The organism is Enterobacter sp. Y17 (genome assembly GCF_019730495.1).
Taxonomy (GTDB): Bacteria; Pseudomonadota; Gammaproteobacteria; order Enterobacterales; family Enterobacteriaceae; genus Enterobacter; species Enterobacter asburiae_B.
Genome location: NZ_JAASKP010000007.1, coordinates 48,533 through 65,186 on the forward strand (window position 1 = coordinate 48,533; position 16,654 = coordinate 65,186).

15 protein-coding genes are annotated in these 16,654 nt (G+C 52.9%); 9 read left to right on the forward strand and 6 right to left on the reverse strand.

Going from position 1 to position 16,654, the window contains the following annotated elements:
• Window positions 1-53 precede the first annotated feature (53 nt).
• From pcoR to pcoE, 3 genes are all read left to right on the forward strand, one after another.
• A complete protein-coding gene (pcoR, locus tag HCH49_RS20295; protein ID WP_032662230.1) occupies window positions 54-734 on the forward strand; it encodes a copper response regulator transcription factor PcoR in 681 nt (226 codons plus the stop codon).
• On the forward strand, window positions 731-2,131 hold the full coding sequence (gene pcoS, locus HCH49_RS20300) for a copper resistance membrane spanning protein PcoS (protein ID WP_032662233.1): 1,401 nt from the start codon (window positions 731-733) through the stop codon (window positions 2,129-2,131). The genes pcoR and pcoS overlap by 4 nt, the downstream gene beginning before the upstream one ends.
• A gap of 217 nt (window positions 2,132-2,348) precedes the next feature.
• Complete coding sequence (gene pcoE / locus HCH49_RS20305) at window positions 2,349-2,783, forward strand: copper resistance system metallochaperone PcoE (protein ID WP_000723069.1); 435 nt, start codon at window positions 2,349-2,351, stop codon at window positions 2,781-2,783.
• Between the two features lie 224 nt (window positions 2,784-3,007).
• Here the strand turns inward: pcoE and HCH49_RS20310 are convergent, their stop codons facing one another.
• From HCH49_RS20310 to HCH49_RS20320, 3 genes are all read right to left on the reverse strand, one after another.
• Complete coding sequence (locus tag HCH49_RS20310) at window positions 3,008-3,304, reverse strand: type II toxin-antitoxin system RelE/ParE family toxin (protein ID WP_045328473.1); 297 nt, start codon at window positions 3,302-3,304, stop codon at window positions 3,008-3,010.
• Window positions 3,291-3,551 carry a type II toxin-antitoxin system ParD family antitoxin gene (locus tag HCH49_RS20315; protein WP_013087106.1) on the reverse strand — a complete coding sequence of 87 codons (261 nt, stop codon included), beginning with the start codon at window positions 3,549-3,551 and terminating at the stop codon, window positions 3,291-3,293. Before HCH49_RS20315 ends, HCH49_RS20310 begins: the two co-directional genes overlap by 14 nt.
• Before the next feature lie 501 nt (window positions 3,552-4,052).
• On the reverse strand, window positions 4,053-6,938 hold the full coding sequence (locus HCH49_RS20320) for a Tn3 family transposase (protein ID WP_001138082.1): 2,886 nt from the start codon (window positions 6,936-6,938) through the stop codon (window positions 4,053-4,055).
• Between the two features lie 125 nt (window positions 6,939-7,063).
• Between HCH49_RS20320 and HCH49_RS20325 the strand changes: the two genes are divergently transcribed.
• The 6 genes from HCH49_RS20325 (at window position 7,064) to HCH49_RS20350 (ending at window position 12,521) form a co-directional block, all read left to right on the forward strand.
• Window positions 7,064-7,678: a recombinase family protein gene (locus HCH49_RS20325; protein WP_000904906.1), complete on the forward strand. Its 615-nt coding sequence runs from the start codon at window positions 7,064-7,066 to the stop codon at window positions 7,676-7,678.
• A 64-nt stretch (window positions 7,679-7,742) separates the two neighbouring features.
• Window positions 7,743-8,872 (forward strand): IS3-like element IS1133 family transposase gene (locus tag HCH49_RS20330; protein ID WP_085959879.1). Its coding sequence is split into 2 segments (ribosomal slippage): window positions 7,743-7,989 and window positions 7,989-8,872, totalling 1,131 coding nucleotides; the frame shifts between segments, so codons are not numbered across the junction.
• Between the two features lie 106 nt (window positions 8,873-8,978).
• A complete protein-coding gene (aph(3'')-Ib, locus tag HCH49_RS20335; RefSeq protein ID WP_001082319.1) occupies window positions 8,979-9,782 on the forward strand; it encodes an aminoglycoside O-phosphotransferase APH(3'')-Ib in 804 nt (267 codons plus the stop codon).
• Window positions 9,782-10,618 (forward strand): aminoglycoside O-phosphotransferase APH(6)-Id, encoded by an 837-nt coding sequence (locus tag HCH49_RS20340; RefSeq protein ID WP_000480968.1) that lies wholly within the window; start codon window positions 9,782-9,784, stop codon window positions 10,616-10,618. The genes aph(3'')-Ib and HCH49_RS20340 overlap by 1 nt, the downstream gene beginning before the upstream one ends.
• A gap of 675 nt (window positions 10,619-11,293) precedes the next feature.
• Complete coding sequence (locus HCH49_RS20345) at window positions 11,294-12,064, forward strand: TraX family protein (RefSeq protein ID WP_032638097.1); 771 nt, start codon at window positions 11,294-11,296, stop codon at window positions 12,062-12,064.
• A 130-nt stretch (window positions 12,065-12,194) separates the two neighbouring features.
• On the forward strand, window positions 12,195-12,521 hold the full coding sequence (locus tag HCH49_RS20350; protein ID WP_032638096.1) for a hypothetical protein: 327 nt from the start codon (window positions 12,195-12,197) through the stop codon (window positions 12,519-12,521).
• Here the strand turns inward: HCH49_RS20350 and HCH49_RS20355 are convergent.
• The 3 genes from HCH49_RS20355 to HCH49_RS20365 all read right to left on the reverse strand — a co-directional run bounded on the left by HCH49_RS20355 (window position 12,496) and on the right by HCH49_RS20365 (window position 16,634).
• Complete coding sequence (locus tag HCH49_RS20355; protein ID WP_126547875.1) at window positions 12,496-13,302, reverse strand: DUF4225 domain-containing protein; 807 nt, start codon at window positions 13,300-13,302, stop codon at window positions 12,496-12,498. The genes HCH49_RS20350 and HCH49_RS20355 overlap by 26 nt on opposite strands.
• A 949-nt stretch (window positions 13,303-14,251) precedes the next feature.
• Window positions 14,252-15,265, reverse strand: coding sequence for a plasmid replication initiator RepA (repA, locus tag HCH49_RS20360; RefSeq protein WP_143347791.1), 1,014 nt, complete (start codon window positions 15,263-15,265; stop codon window positions 14,252-14,254).
• A gap of 580 nt (window positions 15,266-15,845) precedes the next feature.
• Entirely contained in the window at window positions 15,846-16,634 is a 789-nt protein-coding gene (locus HCH49_RS20365; protein WP_221696971.1) for a DsbA family protein, read from the reverse strand.
• Between the last annotated feature and the right edge of the window lie 20 nt (window positions 16,635-16,654).

Below are 16,654 nucleotides of genomic sequence, written 5' to 3' on the forward strand. Positions count from 1 at the left end.
GGACAACCAACGCTCACGCGTGAGATTTTTACTTTCATATCAGCGAGTTGACCATGCAGCGTATTTTAATCGTTGAAGACGAACAAAAAACAGGTCGTTACCTGCAGCAGGGACTGGTTGAGGAAGGCTATCAGGCCGATCTCTTTAATAATGGCCGCGATGGTCTTGGGGCCGCGTCGAAGGGACAGTATGATTTGATAATACTGGACGTGATGCTGCCTTTCCTCGACGGGTGGCAAATCATCAGCGCACTGAGGAAGTCCGGGCACGAAGAACCGGTCCTGTTTTTAACCGCAAAAGACAACGTGCGGGACAAAGTGAAAGGACTGGAGCTTGGTGCAGATGACTACCTGATTAAGCCCTTCGATTTTACGGAGCTGGTTGCACGTGTAAGAACCTTACTGCGGCGGGCACGCTCGCAGTCCGCAACGGTTTGCACCATCGCCGATATGACCGTTGATATGGTGCGCCGAACCGTGATCCGTTCGGGGAAGAAGATCCATCTCACCGGTAAAGAATACGTTCTGCTTGAGTTGCTGTTGCAACGCACCGGAGAAGTGTTACCCAGGAGTCTTATCTCGTCCTTGGTCTGGAATATGAACTTTGACAGTGATACGAATGTGATTGATGTCGCCGTGAGACGTCTGAGAAGTAAAATTGATGATGACTTTGAACCAAAACTGATCCATACCGTTCGCGGTGCCGGATATGTCCTGGAGATCAGAGAAGAGTGAGGTTCAAAATTTCCCTGACCACACGCCTGAGCCTGATTTTTTCTGCAGTGATGCTTACGGTATGGTGGTTATCAAGTTTTATCCTGATTAGCACCCTTAATGGCTATTTCGATAATCAGGATCGCGATTTTCTGACTGGTAAACTTCAGCTCACCGAAGAGTTTCTTAAAACAGAGACGTTCAGGAACAAAACGGATATTAAGTCATTATCAGAAAAAATAAACGATGCGATGGTGGGGCACAATGGCTTATTCATTTCTATAAAAAATATGGAAAATGAAAAACTGGTGGAACTGTATGCCAAAAATTCTGTTGTTCCAGCGGTCCTGCTAAATAAGTCGGGGGATATTCTCGACTATATGATCCAGACGGAAGAAAATAACACCGTATACCGCAGTATCTCGCGGCGGGTTGCCGTGACGCCGGAACAGGGTAAAAGCAAACATTTCATCGTTACGGTTGCCACGGATACCGGGTATCACACCCTGTTTATGGATAAGCTCAGTACCTGGCTGTTCTGGTTCAATATCGGTCTGGTTTTTATTTCTGTTTTTCTGGGCTGGCTGACCACACGCATTGGTCTGAAACCGTTACGGGAAATGACCAGTCTGGCTTCCTCCATGACCGTGCACAGCCTGGATCAGCGTCTTAATCCCGATCTGGCTCCGCCGGAAATCTCAGAGACCATGCAGGAATTCAATAACATGTTCGATCGCCTGGAGGGTTCATTCCGGAAACTGTCAGATTTCTCGTCTGACATCGCGCATGAGCTGCGCACACCGGTCAGTAATCTGATGATGCAGACGCAGTTTGCACTGGCTAAGGAAAGGGATGTTTCGCATTACCGCGAAATTTTATTCGCTAACCTGGAAGAACTGAAAAGGTTGTCACGAATGACCAGTGACATGCTTTTTCTGGCACGTTCAGAGCATGGTCTGCTGCAGCTGGATAAACATGATGTGGATCTGGCCGCCGAACTGAATGAATTACGTGAGTTATTCGAGCCCCTTGCAGACGAGACAGGAAAGACAATCACGGTTGAAGGTGAAGGGGTTATTGCCGGAGACAGCGACATGCTGCGGCGTGCTTTCAGTAACCTGCTTTCGAATGCAATCAAGTATTCTCCCGATAACACCTGTACAGCGATACGCCTTGAGCATGACAGTGACTGTGTGAACGTGATGATTACGAATACGATGTCTGGCCCGGTTCCCGCTAATCTTGAACGTTTGTTTGACCGGTTCTATCGCGCAGACTCATCACGGGTCCACAACACGGAAGGCGCGGGGCTGGGGTTATCAATAACGAGGTCAATCATTCATGCTCACGGCGGCGAGCTGTCAGCAGAACAGCAGGGGCGGGAAATTGTGTTCAAAGTGCGCCTGTTAATGGATTAACCCCGTTATTCAGGAGAAACCTGGAAGGTGACAAAATTGTCATCATCCAGTCACGCGATAAACAGATGCGGTTTTTTATAATCATTCATAAATCAGGAGCAGGGTGATAACGCAATCACCTGGTTCCTGGAGTGATGAATAACCCGCCCTGAGATCAAATGCTTTCTCTGTCATAAGCCGTTGATTGTTTGGGGATGTAAACACCGGAGACCCAACCATGAAAAAGATCCTTGTATCATTTGTTGCCATTATGGCTGCCGCTTCATCTGCCATGGCTGCAGAGACAATGAACATGCATGACCAGGTAAATAATGCACAGGCACCTGCCCACCAGATGCAGTCATCTGCTGAAAAAAGTGCAATTCAGGGAGACAGCATGACAATGATGGATATGAGCAGTCACGATCAGGCCGCAATGTCCCATGACATGATGCAAAACAGCAATTCTGCTGCCCACCAGGACATGGCTGAAATGCATAAAAAAATGATGAAAGCTAAACCAGGAGCTACCAACGAAACAGCAAAGTCATTTTCTGAAATGAGCGAGCATGAGAAGGCCGCAGCTGTGCATGAGAAGGCGAATAATGGTCAGTCTTCCGTTGTTCACCAGCAGCAGGCTGATAAGCATCGTAGTCAGATCACCCAGAATTAACCCGCAGCTCCACTTGTTAGACCCTCATTTGACGCCGAAGTCACTGGCTTACGCTCCTGATAGGGAGCGTTTTTTTTAAACTAAATGAAAGAGTATATCTGTGTATGACTAATCGTAGTCTGCGGTCGGGTATAAAATAAATGAACGACGGACTAAATTTAACATAAGATAGATTACACGAACTAAGCTATTGAAACATAACAAATTAATTGATTGCGCGCCGATCATCTCCAGGGTTCATGCCGCGCCGTATCCTGAGACTGGCTGAGAATACGAATGATCGTAACCACCGAATGTGATGGCACAAAATAGATCATGTGCTGTTCCACTGGCAGCGAGCAGATATCTTCCCCCAGCTCTGCGCGATGCGTGCCGATGTCATGCATGGCCAGCACATCAAACACTGCTGCTATACGGCCGATATACGCATCCGCCTGAACAACCCCGAACTGTTTGAAGCTGTAGTCCCAGATAGCCTCCAGATCTTCTTCTGCTTTTGGTGTCAGCTCAATCTCTTTCATTTGCCATCCTAGCCCTGACATTATTCAGGAATGCATCCTTGTTCCATGGTTTCGCCTCGCCGCTGCTGATGCCTTCGGCCAGCAGATCGCGCAGTTCCTGAAGGCGTGATTCAGCTTGCTTCTCGCGCAGCAGCCGCAGCGCGTCTCGCATAACCTCGCTCTGGGTTCGGTAATCACCGGCCTTAACCAGGGAATCGATAAATTCACGCAGCTCATCACCCACGTCCACCGTCATTGTACGGGCCATAACCCCTCCGTTTCATTATGTAAGATTTGTTCTTACATAAGTATATCATTTTAGCATCAGGCTTCCATGCTCAGTGATCGAGACTATGGGCTGCATTTATGAGATCAACAGGGATGCGAAATCAGATAGATATCTAATAGAATGCTGAGTTGTAGCCTTAAGCGAGAACTGGAAATGAAATTAACAGAAAATCGGGTGGATACACTCATCGATACCCTGAACGACCTGATCTGTGATGAGCAAAGTATTACTCGCGAACAGCGAGAAAATTTAATTAAAACGGTTGCCACATTGGGCGGGCTTAAGGAGCGACTACGACTCATTTCTGCGGAGAAAGAAGCCAGACAGATCGCCAAAAACGAGAAGGTAAAGAAACCGCGCGAACCGGACCTGGTGTTTCCCCGTACTGGAAAGCCGTGGCTGTCAGAGGACCTCGATGTTATCCATTCCATTATCGACGATATACCTGGGGTCGTTTGCGGGAGGGGGCGGAATCCTACGCTAAGGCTTTGGCCAGCGATATTCTCCGGTGAGATTGATGTGTTCCCATCCGAGCGGCGAAACATGGGCCAAGAGATCGGGCGATAGCAGCTTTCCATCGCGTTTCTGGTTTGCAACGACCTCGCCGAGCTTCATGGTGTTCCAGAAGATGATGATGGCGGCGAGCAGATTCATGCCGGCGATGCGGTAATGCTGGCCTTCGGCGGAACGGTCGCGGATTTCACCGCGGCGGTGGAAGCTGATTGCCCGCTTCAGCGCATGATGAGCTTCGCCTTTGTTGAGCCCGATCTGGGCACGCCGTTGGAGTTCGGCATCCAGAATCCAGTCGATCATGAACAGGGTGCGCTCGACGCGACCGACTTCCCGCAGGGCTGTCGCGAGCTCGTTCTGCCGCGGATAGGAGGCGAGTTTCCGCAGAATCTGGCTTGGCGCGACGGTCCCGGCAGCAATGGTGGCGGCGATGCGCAGGATGTCGGGCCAATTGCGCTCGATCATGGCTTGGTTGACCTTTCCGCCGATCAACGCTCGCAGGTGCGCCGGGGCGGCCGACGGATTGAACGCGTAGAGCCGTTTGGATGGCAGGTCGCGGATGCGCGGAGCGAACCGGTAGCCGAGAATGGCACATGCGGCAAAGACGTGATCGGTGAAGCCGCCCGTGTCGGTGAACTGCTCGCGGATATGGCGTCCAGCATCGTTCATCAGCAGGCCATCGAGGATGTAAGGCGCTTCGCTTGCCGTTGCAGGAATCACCTGGGTTGCGAACGGCGCATATTGGTCGGAGACGTGGCTATAGGCTTTCAGGCCCGGGGTATTGCCATATTTCGCGTTGACCAGGTTCATGGCCTCACCTTGCTCTGTAGCGACGAAGAACTGTCCGTCGCTCGAAGCCGACGTGCCCATGCCCCAGAACCGGGCCATGGGTAACGCTGCCTGTGCCTCGACCACCATGGCCAGCGCCCGGTCATAGGCTTCGCCCTCGACATGCCACCGTCCAATGCGGATCAATTCCCAGAAGGTGTGGGTGTTTGTCGCATCCGCCATTTTGCGCAAGCCGAGGTTGATCCCTTCCGCCAAGATAACGTTCATTAGCCCGATCCGGTCAGCGCAGGGTGCTCCTGTGCGCAGATGGGTGAACGCTTCGGTGAAGCCGGTCGCCGCATCCACCTCCAGCAGGAGATCGGTGATGCGCGTGGGCGGGATCTGCTTGTAGAGATCGAGCACCAGATCTTCGGCGCCTGTCGGCGCGGCGGCTTCGAGTTTCTCGATATGCAGAACGCCGTTTTCAATCGACCCGCCCGGGATCGTGCCTGCGCGAGCGGCACGGCCAAGCTCGCGCAACCGCATGTCGAGGCGAGCTTGCCGGTCTGCCAGCCATTCCTCCGGCCGCAATGGCACAGCGAGACGACCGCCTTCCGCGATGGATTGTGCCGGAACGAGTGCGTGTTTCAGATCGCCATAGCGCCGGGACCTAGTAAGCCAGACATCTCCGGAGCGGAACGCATCGCGCAGATGGAACAGCACCGCGATCTCCCATAGGCGAGCGTCGCCAGCCCTCTGGGCCCGAAGGTGGCGATGCCATTTCGAGCTGGGCCGCAAGAAGCTGGTCATCGCGGCATCGTTCAAACCGGTACGAAGGGCCGTCACCGCTTCCAGAAGCGGCAGTGCAACGGGCGCAGCTCGCAGATCGAGCAGGCGCAACATGCGTGGAGCGTATCGGCGGAAGCGGTGATAACCGTCGAGCACATGATTGAGCGGATCGTCGGCCATGGTGGCGGTCAGCCTGGTTGCCATTGCAACAAGGGTTTTTAAGCCGTCCCACCCTGACCCACTCGCGATGACATCGCCCAGCGGCTGGCCATCATCCTGTGCATCGACCAGGGCGCCCCCGATCTCGGCGAAGGATTTCAGGGTGTCACGCACCACCCCCGCTTCGTCTGCGACCTTTGCATGGCAAATACGCTCCGAAGCACGGTAGAGACGGCCGACGATCCGGTCGTGGGTTTCGACCACTGCGTCGGCCAACATCGCCTGCCATTCCGAGACGCAAACAGCCAAGATCGCAAGCCGCCTGTCCTCCGGGAGATCGCGCATGCCGTCGGCATAATACCGTTCACCCTGCCTGCGCAGACGAGTCACCCGATGGGCAGGAACGCCGGCAAGCAGATCCTCGGGGAGATCGATGCGTTGCAGATATTCGAGCCGGTCGAGCAGCCGGTTGGCCGACGAAGAGTTCGAGCCAGGCTCGAACTGGCGCAGCCACACAAAACGGGTCACCCGATCATCAGCCGTCTCCTCGAGCAATGCCAGCAACTGTTCTCGGATCGACATAGGCAGCCGACTGGCGATCCTCGTCTCGATGCGTCGCTCGGCATCGACGAGAGCCGCGGCACAAAGCCGCTCGATCGTGGATGTCGCGGGAAGGACAGTGCGGGTGCGTCGGCACTCGGCTACGAAGCGACGGGCGATATCCTCGTTCGACACCGCCATCTCGGCTTCTCGGAACAACCATTCCTTCAGCTCGCTCGCACCACGTCCGGAGAAGGTGCGGAAGCCGTAGAGCCCCCGTAACTCGGCAAGATGCTCGTGCCGTGTTTCCTCGCGGGCAGCATAGTCTACGAGATCGTCGGCACCCAGGCCAAGCTGCGCTCCGATAAATTCGATGACCTCTGCAGGGATCAGTTCGCCTGGAGCCAGCACCCGGCCGGGATAGCGCAGGACACACAATTGCAGGGCGAAGCCGAACCTGTTGTGAGCGCGCCGACGCAGCCTGATATGCCCAAGGTCTTCATCACTCAGCGTATAGTGCTTGAGCAAATCCGTCTGTGAAGTCGGCAAGCGCAACAGCGCGTCTTTCTGCCGATCGGTTAGAGTGACGCGACGCGGCATACATGTTCCTTTTTCAAAATCTGATAGCGTTCAAGACGCTTTGTTTATGAAGCTGGTTGAGATACATTTCCAGAGGTCAATGCAATCGTGGCCGAAGCGCCGCCTCAAACCAACGTTTGTGATACATGCTGATCGGATATGCCCGCGTCTCCAAAGCCGATGGCTCGCAGTCTCTCGACCTGCAGCACGACGCCTTGCGCGCCGCAGGTGTCGAACGGGACAATATCTATGATGATCTTGCTTCCGGCGGTCGTGATGATCGCCCTGGCTTGACTGCCTGCCTCAAGTCATTGCGTGACGGCGATGTGCTGGTGGTCTGGAAGCTCGATCGCCTCGGACGATCGCTTGCCCATCTGGTCAACACGGTGAAGGAGCTGTCAGACCGCAAGATCGGCCTGCGGGTTCTGACTGGAAAGGGCGCTCAGATCGACACCACGACTGCGTCCGGTCGCATGGTGTTCGGAATCTTCGCCACCTTGGCCGAGTTCGAGCGGGATCTGATCCGAGAGCGCACCATGGCGGGTCTCGCCTCCGCGAGAGCGCGCGGTCGCAAGGGCGGACGAAAATTCGCGCTCACCAAAGCTCAGGTGCGTCTCGCGCAAGCCGCCATGGCCCAGCGCGATACTTCAGTTTCCGATCTCTGCAAGGAACTCGGCATCGAGCGCGTCACTCTCTACCGATATGTCGGTCCCAAAGGCGAGCTCAGAGACCATGGAAAGCATGTTCTCGGACTTACGTAGTGGACTTGCCTCGGTTTCGTTCCGGTCTTTTTGAGAGCATTATTTGTTATCAAGGAGACCATATATGTCATTAAAGCATAGTGATGAATTTAAGCGTGATGCAGTTCGCATAGCACTCACTAGTGGCTTAACACGCCGTCAAGTTGCGTCAGATTTAAGTATTGGGCTTTCCACGCTTGGGAAATGGATCGCATCAATTTCCGATGAAACTAAAATTCCTACCCAAGACACTGATCTTCTGCGTGAGAATGAACGTTTACGCAAAGAGAACCGTATCCTTCGGGAGGAGAGGGAGATATTAAAAAAGGCAGCAATATTTTTCGCAGTACAAAAGCTGTGAGATTTCAGTTTATTACGGATTACCGTGGCTCTCTCTCACGTTCACGCATATGTCGTTTGATGGGCGTAACAGATCGTGGTTTACGTGCATGGAAACGCCGTCCTCCATCACTGCGCCAGCGTCGTGATCTTATACTTCTAGCGCATATACGTGAGCAGCATCGGTTGTGTTTGGGGAGCTATGGTAGGCCGCGTATGACAGAAGAGTTGAAAGCGCTGGGCCTGCAGGTTGGGCAGCGTCGGGTTGGACGTTTGATGCGCCAGAATAACATTACAGTTGTTCGAACGCGTAAATTCAAACGGACAACGGATAGTCATCATACCTTCAACATTGCACCGAACCTATTAAAACAAGACTTTAGCGCAAGCGCACCCAACCAGAAATGGGCAGGCGATATCACTTATGTTTGGACCAGAGAAGGATGGGTCTATCTTGCTGTTATCCTTGACCTGTATTCCCGTCGCGTGATTGGCTGGGCAACAGGTGATCGATTAAAGCAGGATCTTGCATTAAGGGCACTGAATATGGCGTTGGCTTTACGCAAACCACCACCGGGTTGTATTCAACACACAGACCGTGGGAGCCAATATTGCGCTCATGAATATCAAAAGCTACTGCTCAAACATCAATTGCTGCCGTCCATGAGCGGGAAAGGCAATTGTTTTGATAACTCCGCAGTAGAAAGCTTCTTTAAATCATTAAAGGCTGAGTTGATTTGGCGCAGACACTGGCAAACAAGGCGAGATATTGAGATTGCAATCTTCGAATATATAAATGGCTTTTATAATCCACGCCGAAGACATTCAACACTCGGCTGGAAATCGCCGGTTGCATTTGAGAAAAAAGCCGCTTAAAATGAGAGATAGACCGGAACACAACCGGTGCAAGTCCATAGCAACTCGTTTCTTTTCGCAGGTTGAGCCACCTCCGCGCTTCATCAGAAAACTGAAGGAACCTCCATTGAATCGAACTAATATTTTTTTTGGTGAATCGCATTCTGACTGGTTGCCTGTCAGAGGCGGAGAATCTGGTGATTTTGTTTTTCGACGTGGTGACGGGCATGCCTTCGCGAAAATCGCACCTGCTTCCCGCCGCGGTGAGCTCGCTGGAGAGCGTGACCGCCTCATTTGGCTCAAAGGTCGAGGTGTGGCTTGCCCCGAGGTGATCAACTGGCAGGAGGAACAGGAGGGTGCATGCTTGGTGATAACGGCAATTCCGGGAGTACCGGCGGCTGATCTGTCTGGAGCGGATTTGCTCAAAGCGTGGCCGTCAATGGGGCAGCAACTTGGCGCTGTTCACAGCCTATCGGTTGATCAATGTCCGTTTGAGCGCAGGCTGTCGCGAATGTTCGGACGCGCCGTTGATGTGGTGTCCCGCAATGCCGTCAATCCCGACTTCTTACCGGACGAGGACAAGAGTACGCCGCAGCTCGATCTTTTGGCTCGTGTCGAACGAGAGCTACCGGTGCGGCTCGACCAAGAGCGCACCGATATGGTTGTTTGCCATGGTGATCCCTGCATGCCGAACTTCATGGTGGACCCTAAAACTCTTCAATGCACGGGTCTGATCGACCTTGGGCGGCTCGGAACAGCAGATCGCTATGCCGATTTGGCACTCATGATTGCTAACGCCGAAGAGAACTGGGCAGCGCCAGATGAAGCAGAGCGCGCCTTCGCTGTCCTATTCAATGTATTGGGGATCGAAGCCCCCGACCGCGAACGCCTTGCCTTCTATCTGCGATTGGACCCTCTGACTTGGGGTTGATGTTCATGCCGCCTGTTTTTCCTGCTCATTGGCACGTTTCGCAACCTGTTCTCATTGCGGACACCTTTTCCAGCCTCGTTTGGAAAGTTTCATTGCCAGACGGGACTCCTGCAATCGTCAAGGGATTGAAACCTATAGAAGACATTGCTGATGAACTGCGCGGGGCCGACTATCTGGTATGGCGCAATGGGAGGGGAGCAGTCCGGTTGCTCGGTCGTGAGAACAATCTGATGTTGCTCGAATATGCCGGGGAGCGAATGCTCTCTCACATCGTTGCCGAGCACGGCGACTACCAGGCGACCGAAATTGCAGCGGAACTAATGGCGAAGCTGTATGCCGCATCTGAGGAACCCCTGCCTTCTGCCCTTCTCCCGATCCGGGATCGCTTTGCAGCTTTGTTTCAGCGGGCGCGCGATGATCAAAACGCAGGTTGTCAAACTGACTACGTCCACGCGGCGATTATAGCCGATCAAATGATGAGCAATGCCTCGGAACTGCGTGGGCTACATGGCGATCTGCATCATGAAAACATCATGTTCTCCAGTCGCGGCTGGCTGGTGATAGATCCCGTCGGTCTGGTCGGTGAAGTGGGCTTTGGCGCCGCCAATATGTTCTACGATCCGGCTGACAGAGACGACCTTTGTCTCGATCCTAGACGCATTGCACAGATGGCGGACGCATTCTCTCGTGCGCTGGACGTCGATCCGCGTCGCCTGCTCGACCAGGCGTACGCTTATGGGTGCCTTTCCGCAGCTTGGAACGCGGATGGAGAAGAGGAGCAACGCGATCTAGCTATCGCGGCCGCGATCAAGCAGGTGCGACAGACGTCATACTAGATATCAAGCGACTTCTCCTATCCCCTGGGAACACATCAATCTTACCGGAGAATATCGTTGGCCAAAGCCTTAGCGTAGGATTTCGCCCTCTCCCGCAAACGACCCCTACCTGATGACAGAATTGATGATCACATCCTGTGGCTTTCAAAACAGCAAGGGCGCACTCCCTATGCTGTCGCACTGAAGATTGTTGGTGTAGGAAGAATGGATGATGAGTGGGCGAAAGCCTGGAAACCCGCGGCAAAATCGCTTCGAGAAGATTATGCAAAGCTTCATCCTGCTCCCTCTTCGGATATCAGCCAGGAATAATCGGTTTAGGTTGAAATGTTTATGAAGTTATTTTGCAGCAGCATGTTTTATAATTATAAAAAACTGCTCCTGCAAACTATGGTAAAATAATAAACAATTACACTCCTTAATCTAAATATATCAATATTTTTGCCGATATATATAGTAAGGAAGGGAGTGTCATGAACGATTTTAATATTTTAAGTATCTGTATTCAGAATAAGGATGTGGCAGGTGCAATGCGCGTGCTGCGTGATAAATCAGAATTTGCGGTGCGCAAGATTCTGGAGAAACTCAGAGTCAGGGTCACAACGCAAACCGGCAGGGCATTCTGGCATTATGTTCAGGGCTGGCTGTTAACCGCGTGTCGCCAGGGGAATATACAGCATGAATCATTCATTACCCGACATTCTTCCCACTATCCGGAACGCCAGCCAGCTCAGTCCCGCTGCACTCGATATGGTCAAACTTCTCGCACTTCTGGCCATGATTATCGACCACACCAATACGGTGTTTCTGTCGTCTGCCTTGCCGGTGATGTATGCGCTTGGCCGGATGGCCTTCCCCCTGTTCACGCTTATATGGGCGATGAACGTACAGCGCCCCCCGGAACGACTGCAGAAGAGAGCCAATCGTCTGTGGATCTGGGCAATCATAACGCAGCCGGTGTTCAGCCTGGCCTTCCAGAATCAACAGCCCTGGTGGGCCCTGAACATTCTGTTCGTGTTTGCAGGCGTCACGCAGTTGCTTGCCCTGCAGTACCGGCACGGCCGGAAAGGAATGCTTGCCGGGTATCTGCTCCTGGCCCTTATGATTTGGCCCCTGCAGCCGGCAAGTTACGGGCTGGCAGGAATAACGCTGGCCATCAGTATGGCAACGGTTTCTGGCAGCGATACACCCGGAGTGCAGCGGCTGGCAGCCATCACTGCCGTGCTGTCACTGATTTGTTTAAACGGGTTATCGCATCTCCTGGATATGCCCGCAGAAACATTATTACTGGCCACGCTGCCTACTCTGGCATTCCCCCTGGCAGTGGTTTCATTCTGCAGGCAAATCTGTCCGGAGGGCCGTAGGCGTTTCATGCCGCGTAATTTCTTTTATTATGCTTACGCCGGCCACCTGGGGATTATTGGTCTGGTACAGTCTACTTTTGGCTGATTTAGAATGACGTGATGGCTATCAGTGAGAAAGAGCTGATAGCCGTAACCACCTGACAGGTTATCGGTCGGGCTTAACTGGTTATTAGCGCAGGGCATGTTAAACTTCCCGCAGGGAAAAGGAGAGAAGCATGAACCATGAAAGTGATCTGATGAACCACGGCTTCAGTGAAGAGGACATTGTCCGACTGCGGGCCAGTTCAGCTAAAACGGGTACGGAAATGGATACTCTGCTGAACGATCTGGCAAACCGTTTTAAGGCCCTGATATGGGTGCTGTCAGTCATGTTACTGATTCTTGTGGCCACACTTTTGGCTGGCTCGAGGGTGCATGCAATTTCCTTTGGCGTGGCTATTCTTGTTCTTGGCACTCTGTTTACGATTACCATGCCTTTGAAGCTGGCCTATAAATCATGGCATTACCGCCGGAATCTCATTTCCCAGCGTCATCAGAAGTGATCAGATCGAAAACAACCTTAGCCTTTACCACCCATCCCACAATTTTCATTGTCAGTTTACCCCGGGACATGGTGTCGATTTTCCGGTAAAAATCGGTGCTGATATAGTTAAACAGACGCCATGTCCCTGGTCTGGCCATTAATCCATAGACACTGTAGATATTGCCTGCAAGCGCGATCCCGTTGTATATCCCTAACCCTGTTGATCGTTCAAATCCCATGAATTTAGCGATGTTCATGGCACCATCACCAAACATACCCTGCGTGTCAGGTTCATTCAGGAACTGACGACCAACTTCACGGGTTATCGTGTTGGCCGAGTCGACAATCAGAATAGCCCCGGCAAGAACGCCTACGGGGGTCATTGAGGAAGTCAGCACGAAGCCAAATACGCCCTGCATACCTGCCAACACCACTTTAATTCCTGAGATGACATAACCGACCATCCGGTCTTCATCCCTGACGTATTTGATCTGGGCATATAGTTTCGCATAACCGGTCTGGAGCTGCCGGCTCTGCTCAAGCAGACTGCTGTTTTCTGCCTGCAGGTTACGCAGGCAGGTCATGCACTCTTCGTCAGACTTTGCCCGCCGGGCACGCTCAAATTCGCCATTAATGACAGATTTAATTTCATCGATGAATTTGAGACGCGTCAATCCATCCCCCAGATGTCGGGCGCCAACAATATTAGCGGTATTGACGAGTTTGCGGGCCTCCAGATTAATCATGGTTTCTGCCCAGAGTCGTGCCTGGCTTTTGTTTACCGGAAGAATTATATCCATTTTACTCATCCTGATTGAAAATCACCCGTTAAAGCTTATCGCGCTCCCGGATTTAGGCAACCCTGCTTTAAGGGGTAAAAAATAGTCTGATGCTGTCAGTAAACCTTCGCCCATGATGGCCAGCCTGTGTAGTCCAGGGTTCATGGAACATGTATGCCGCGAAGCGGCATGGAGACGCCAGCCGGAGCTGAACCGGGTGATTCTGGTGAGGGGCGTCGTAACCGGCATCAGCCGTTACGGATTGATAGGTTCTGCCAATCCCATCCCTTTCCCTGCAAAGCTATACCCGCTTAAAGCTTTCCGATTGCTAATGTGCGCGGTCGGAGTGAGTCCGTCAAGGCCTCTGGCCGCTGACGGGCTGTATCTCCGCGTTAGCGCCGTTAGGCGCTTACGAGCGTGTATGAAGTGATTACCGCGACTTAACTACAGCTACTCTTGATACTAGTTACAACATCCCTCTTAAAGCGAGGGTGTTCCGGCCCTTCGGGCCGGAGCGGCGTCGGTTTAGCAGGGGTCAGGTATGTATGCGGCGCCTGGTTCTGGCGAGAACGGGGCCCGGCGCTTGCGACGGGAGGTACTTTTGATTTCCTTCTGAGCGCGCGGCCGTGAGGCCGCTGCATGCGAAGGCATTTTACGTTATCCACAGAGTGGCCGAAGACAAAGATCTACTCTGGAATGTAATGAACAGAGAGATAAAAAAGGTGAAGTAAGACTGTTTTGCGGAATGTCTTTTATTCATTTCCGGGTTACTTCACTTATTCGTTTGCGGATTTCTGTGTAAAAAAAAGAGACTGTGGCCATTGCGGGCCATAACGACCGGCAGAGCGTCATGGTGACCGGAAGAAGAAAGGAGTGAAGGATGAAAAATGAGCAGAATGGCCGAAAAAAACAAGCACGAAAAGCCCCGGTGAGGGGCCTGTAAACAAGAAGACTGTTGTGTCGTCTGTGACTAGTCCGGTGGAGAAAGCGCCAGATCCAGCTGGTAAAGATGCTGGATGGCCAGCGCCTTCAGGCGCTCAGATGTGCACCAGTACGCTTCATCAGGCGGCATGGTGCGATAAATCCATTCAGACATTGCATGAAGTCGTTCATCTGCCGGCAGCTTAATCAGGTTGTTGGCACGTTTACGCTCCGCGCCTTTTTTGCGGCGGTAAACGAGTGCCTCCTGACGCTTACGGCCAGACCAGCATTTCCGCGCAGAGTGGGCCTGAACATCATCATGTTCGCTCATCACCCCTTCCCGGATCAGCTGCTCACGCTCGGCGCTCTGACGGAGCTTCTTCTCCTGTTCTTTAAACAGCTTGTCCATATCGACGCCCAGCATCTGGAATCCCACAGGGGTGATATAGACATACGTTGGCAGCCAGGTGCGGGATTCACGATCCCAGGCGCGTTCCTCCGCGAGACCCAGAACGCCAAACCGTACCTGTTCCTCAATAAGCCGTGAAAGGCGTGACACTGTCACCTCCGTTTCAGGAATGACATTGCCTTTTGCGTCCTTTGCACTGAGTTCTTTTGCAAGACGGGAGATACACATGCCGACGGTATGCTTGCCGGCATCACAGAAGCTGATGAGCACTGGCCAGAGCGCATCGAGCAGGCGCTGACGTTCCGGACGGAAGCCATATTTACGTCCCGCCTTACGGCGGCCGGCGACATAGAGAGGGTGACGAGAAACATGCATGCGCAGGCTGACCTGCCCGGTTTCTTTGTCTTTTTTCACCAGGCGATTGTAGGCATGTCCGAGCTGTCCGGAGAGCTTTTTATAATGCTCCGGGCGATACCAGGCCGGGTTCTCACATTTGGCTTTTGTGGAATGCTCACCGCGTTTGCGGCGGGTCAGTTTTTTGACCGGTGCAATGAGGAAATTACCCTGAGTGCCGGCATCGACATTCTGCCAGAAACGGGCTAGCTCATCTTTCGGTAGATCTGACCAGTGAACAGAAATCTGATTGTCATTCACGGCGGCCTGTTCTTATGGCGGCCGGGTGTTGTTTTCTATGGTGCATGCGTTATAATCCTTCACAGGCAACGCGCCTGCTTTTGGACCCCCTGATACCTGTGTCTTCCGCCAAGATGATGACAGTTATCGGGGGGTTTGTGCATTCAGGCTCCGGGAAATCCCGTAACCTGCTCCTGAACGTTTTACTGGACACGTCCTGTCCTTGTTTGTTTCCGGAAGTCCGCATTTCTTCCGTAAAACCATCTTCTGCCACCCGCCTGCCTCACCACAAAGCAGTCAAACCGTCAGTTTGAGTTAGGTCACAAAAGTAATCTGAATCAACAATCTGTCCCACCACAAGACGATCGCTGACGATCCGAATACTACCTTCTCGTCAGTAATTTTTCCAGATGTTAGACCAGATAACCGTCCGTAGTTTGCATGCTAATTATCCTTAAGGGACTATAACCGGCAGCGCTCGCCGCAGTATCAGGCCGGCAGGCCTGATCGAGGAAGCGCAGGAGAACGGAACGGGAAGATGGCAATTACGCGCGGAACATGAAAAACAGTCTCTGGCGGGAGACGTTCTTCGGACTGAGGATCATTTCACTCTGGTGGCTTTCCGGATTGCTGCCTGGAGTCTTTCAGCGGTTACGGCTTCCGGGAAAACCGTGATGGTGTCGGGAGTCGCCCCGCTAACGGGCATGACGACGATCCCCGGCGTTCCGGTGAGCCCCAGTTCCTCTGCCAGGTTACTGTTTTTCTCAAGGGACGCGGTATGGTCGCCCGGCACAGAGGCGGCCAGCCCTGCCTTTGACGCTGCCGCGAGTATATCCTCCGCCGTCAGCTTGCCTTCATTATGGCCGGTGGCGTAGATGGCATTGTGATAGGTGACATAGGCCTGCGGCCCTTTCTTTTGCCAGACCGTCAGCCCCTGCTGCGCAGCCTGAAGTGAAGCTTCCCAGCGTCCACCAAATATTGGCCACTCCTTAAAGAGGTAGCGGACGTCCGGCTGCGCTTTCATGACCTTCTCCAGCTCCGGCGCGAAGCGGCTGCAGAACACGCACTGGTAATCAAAGAATTCAATCACAGCGACCTTTGCATTATCAGGCCCGTAAGCCGGGGTGTCCGGATCATGCAGAAGGTTCGCCTGATTCTCCATCACGCTGAGTGCAAACATCTTCTGCTTACGTGTCTCCTGCTGTTCCTGCAGCTTACGACTGACCGTCACCAGTATCTCCGGGTGCGACACCAGGTAGTCAGCAGCGATTTCGCCGATACGTGCCTCCTGCTCCGGGCTGAATAAGGGCTGAGGGGCCGAAGCGTGTGCCATTGAAATAAAGCCAATGTATGTTGTAACTATTAATGCTGCTAATTTGTTTGCTTTCATAGCCTGATTCTCAGAATTAA

Excerpts from the sequence above, each read along its gene's own strand:
- HCH49_RS20340 (WP_000480968.1), top strand. The coding sequence starts at position 9,782 with ATGTTCATGCCGCCTGTTTTTCCTGCTCATTGGCACGTTTCGCAACCT.
- HCH49_RS20365 (WP_221696971.1), bottom strand. The coding sequence starts at position 16,634 with ATGAAAGCAAACAAATTAGCAGCATTAATAGTTACAACATACATTGGC.
- HCH49_RS20350 (WP_032638096.1), top strand. The coding sequence starts at position 12,195 with ATGAACCATGAAAGTGATCTGATGAACCACGGCTTCAGTGAAGAGGAC.
- HCH49_RS20315 (WP_013087106.1), bottom strand. The coding sequence starts at position 3,551 with ATGGCCCGTACAATGACGGTGGACGTGGGTGATGAGCTGCGTGAATTT.
- HCH49_RS20325 (WP_000904906.1), top strand. The coding sequence starts at position 7,064 with ATGCTGATCGGATATGCCCGCGTCTCCAAAGCCGATGGCTCGCAGTCT.
- HCH49_RS20310 (WP_045328473.1), bottom strand. The coding sequence starts at position 3,304 with ATGAAAGAGATTGAGCTGACACCAAAAGCAGAAGAAGATCTGGAGGCT.
- pcoR (WP_032662230.1), top strand. The coding sequence starts at position 54 with ATGCAGCGTATTTTAATCGTTGAAGACGAACAAAAAACAGGTCGTTAC.
- HCH49_RS20320 (WP_001138082.1), bottom strand. The coding sequence starts at position 6,938 with ATGCCGCGTCGCGTCACTCTAACCGATCGGCAGAAAGACGCGCTGTTG.
- pcoE (WP_000723069.1), top strand. The coding sequence starts at position 2,349 with ATGAAAAAGATCCTTGTATCATTTGTTGCCATTATGGCTGCCGCTTCA.
- HCH49_RS20345 (WP_032638097.1), top strand. The coding sequence starts at position 11,294 with ATGAATCATTCATTACCCGACATTCTTCCCACTATCCGGAACGCCAGC.
- HCH49_RS20355 (WP_126547875.1), bottom strand. The coding sequence starts at position 13,302 with ATGGATATAATTCTTCCGGTAAACAAAAGCCAGGCACGACTCTGGGCA.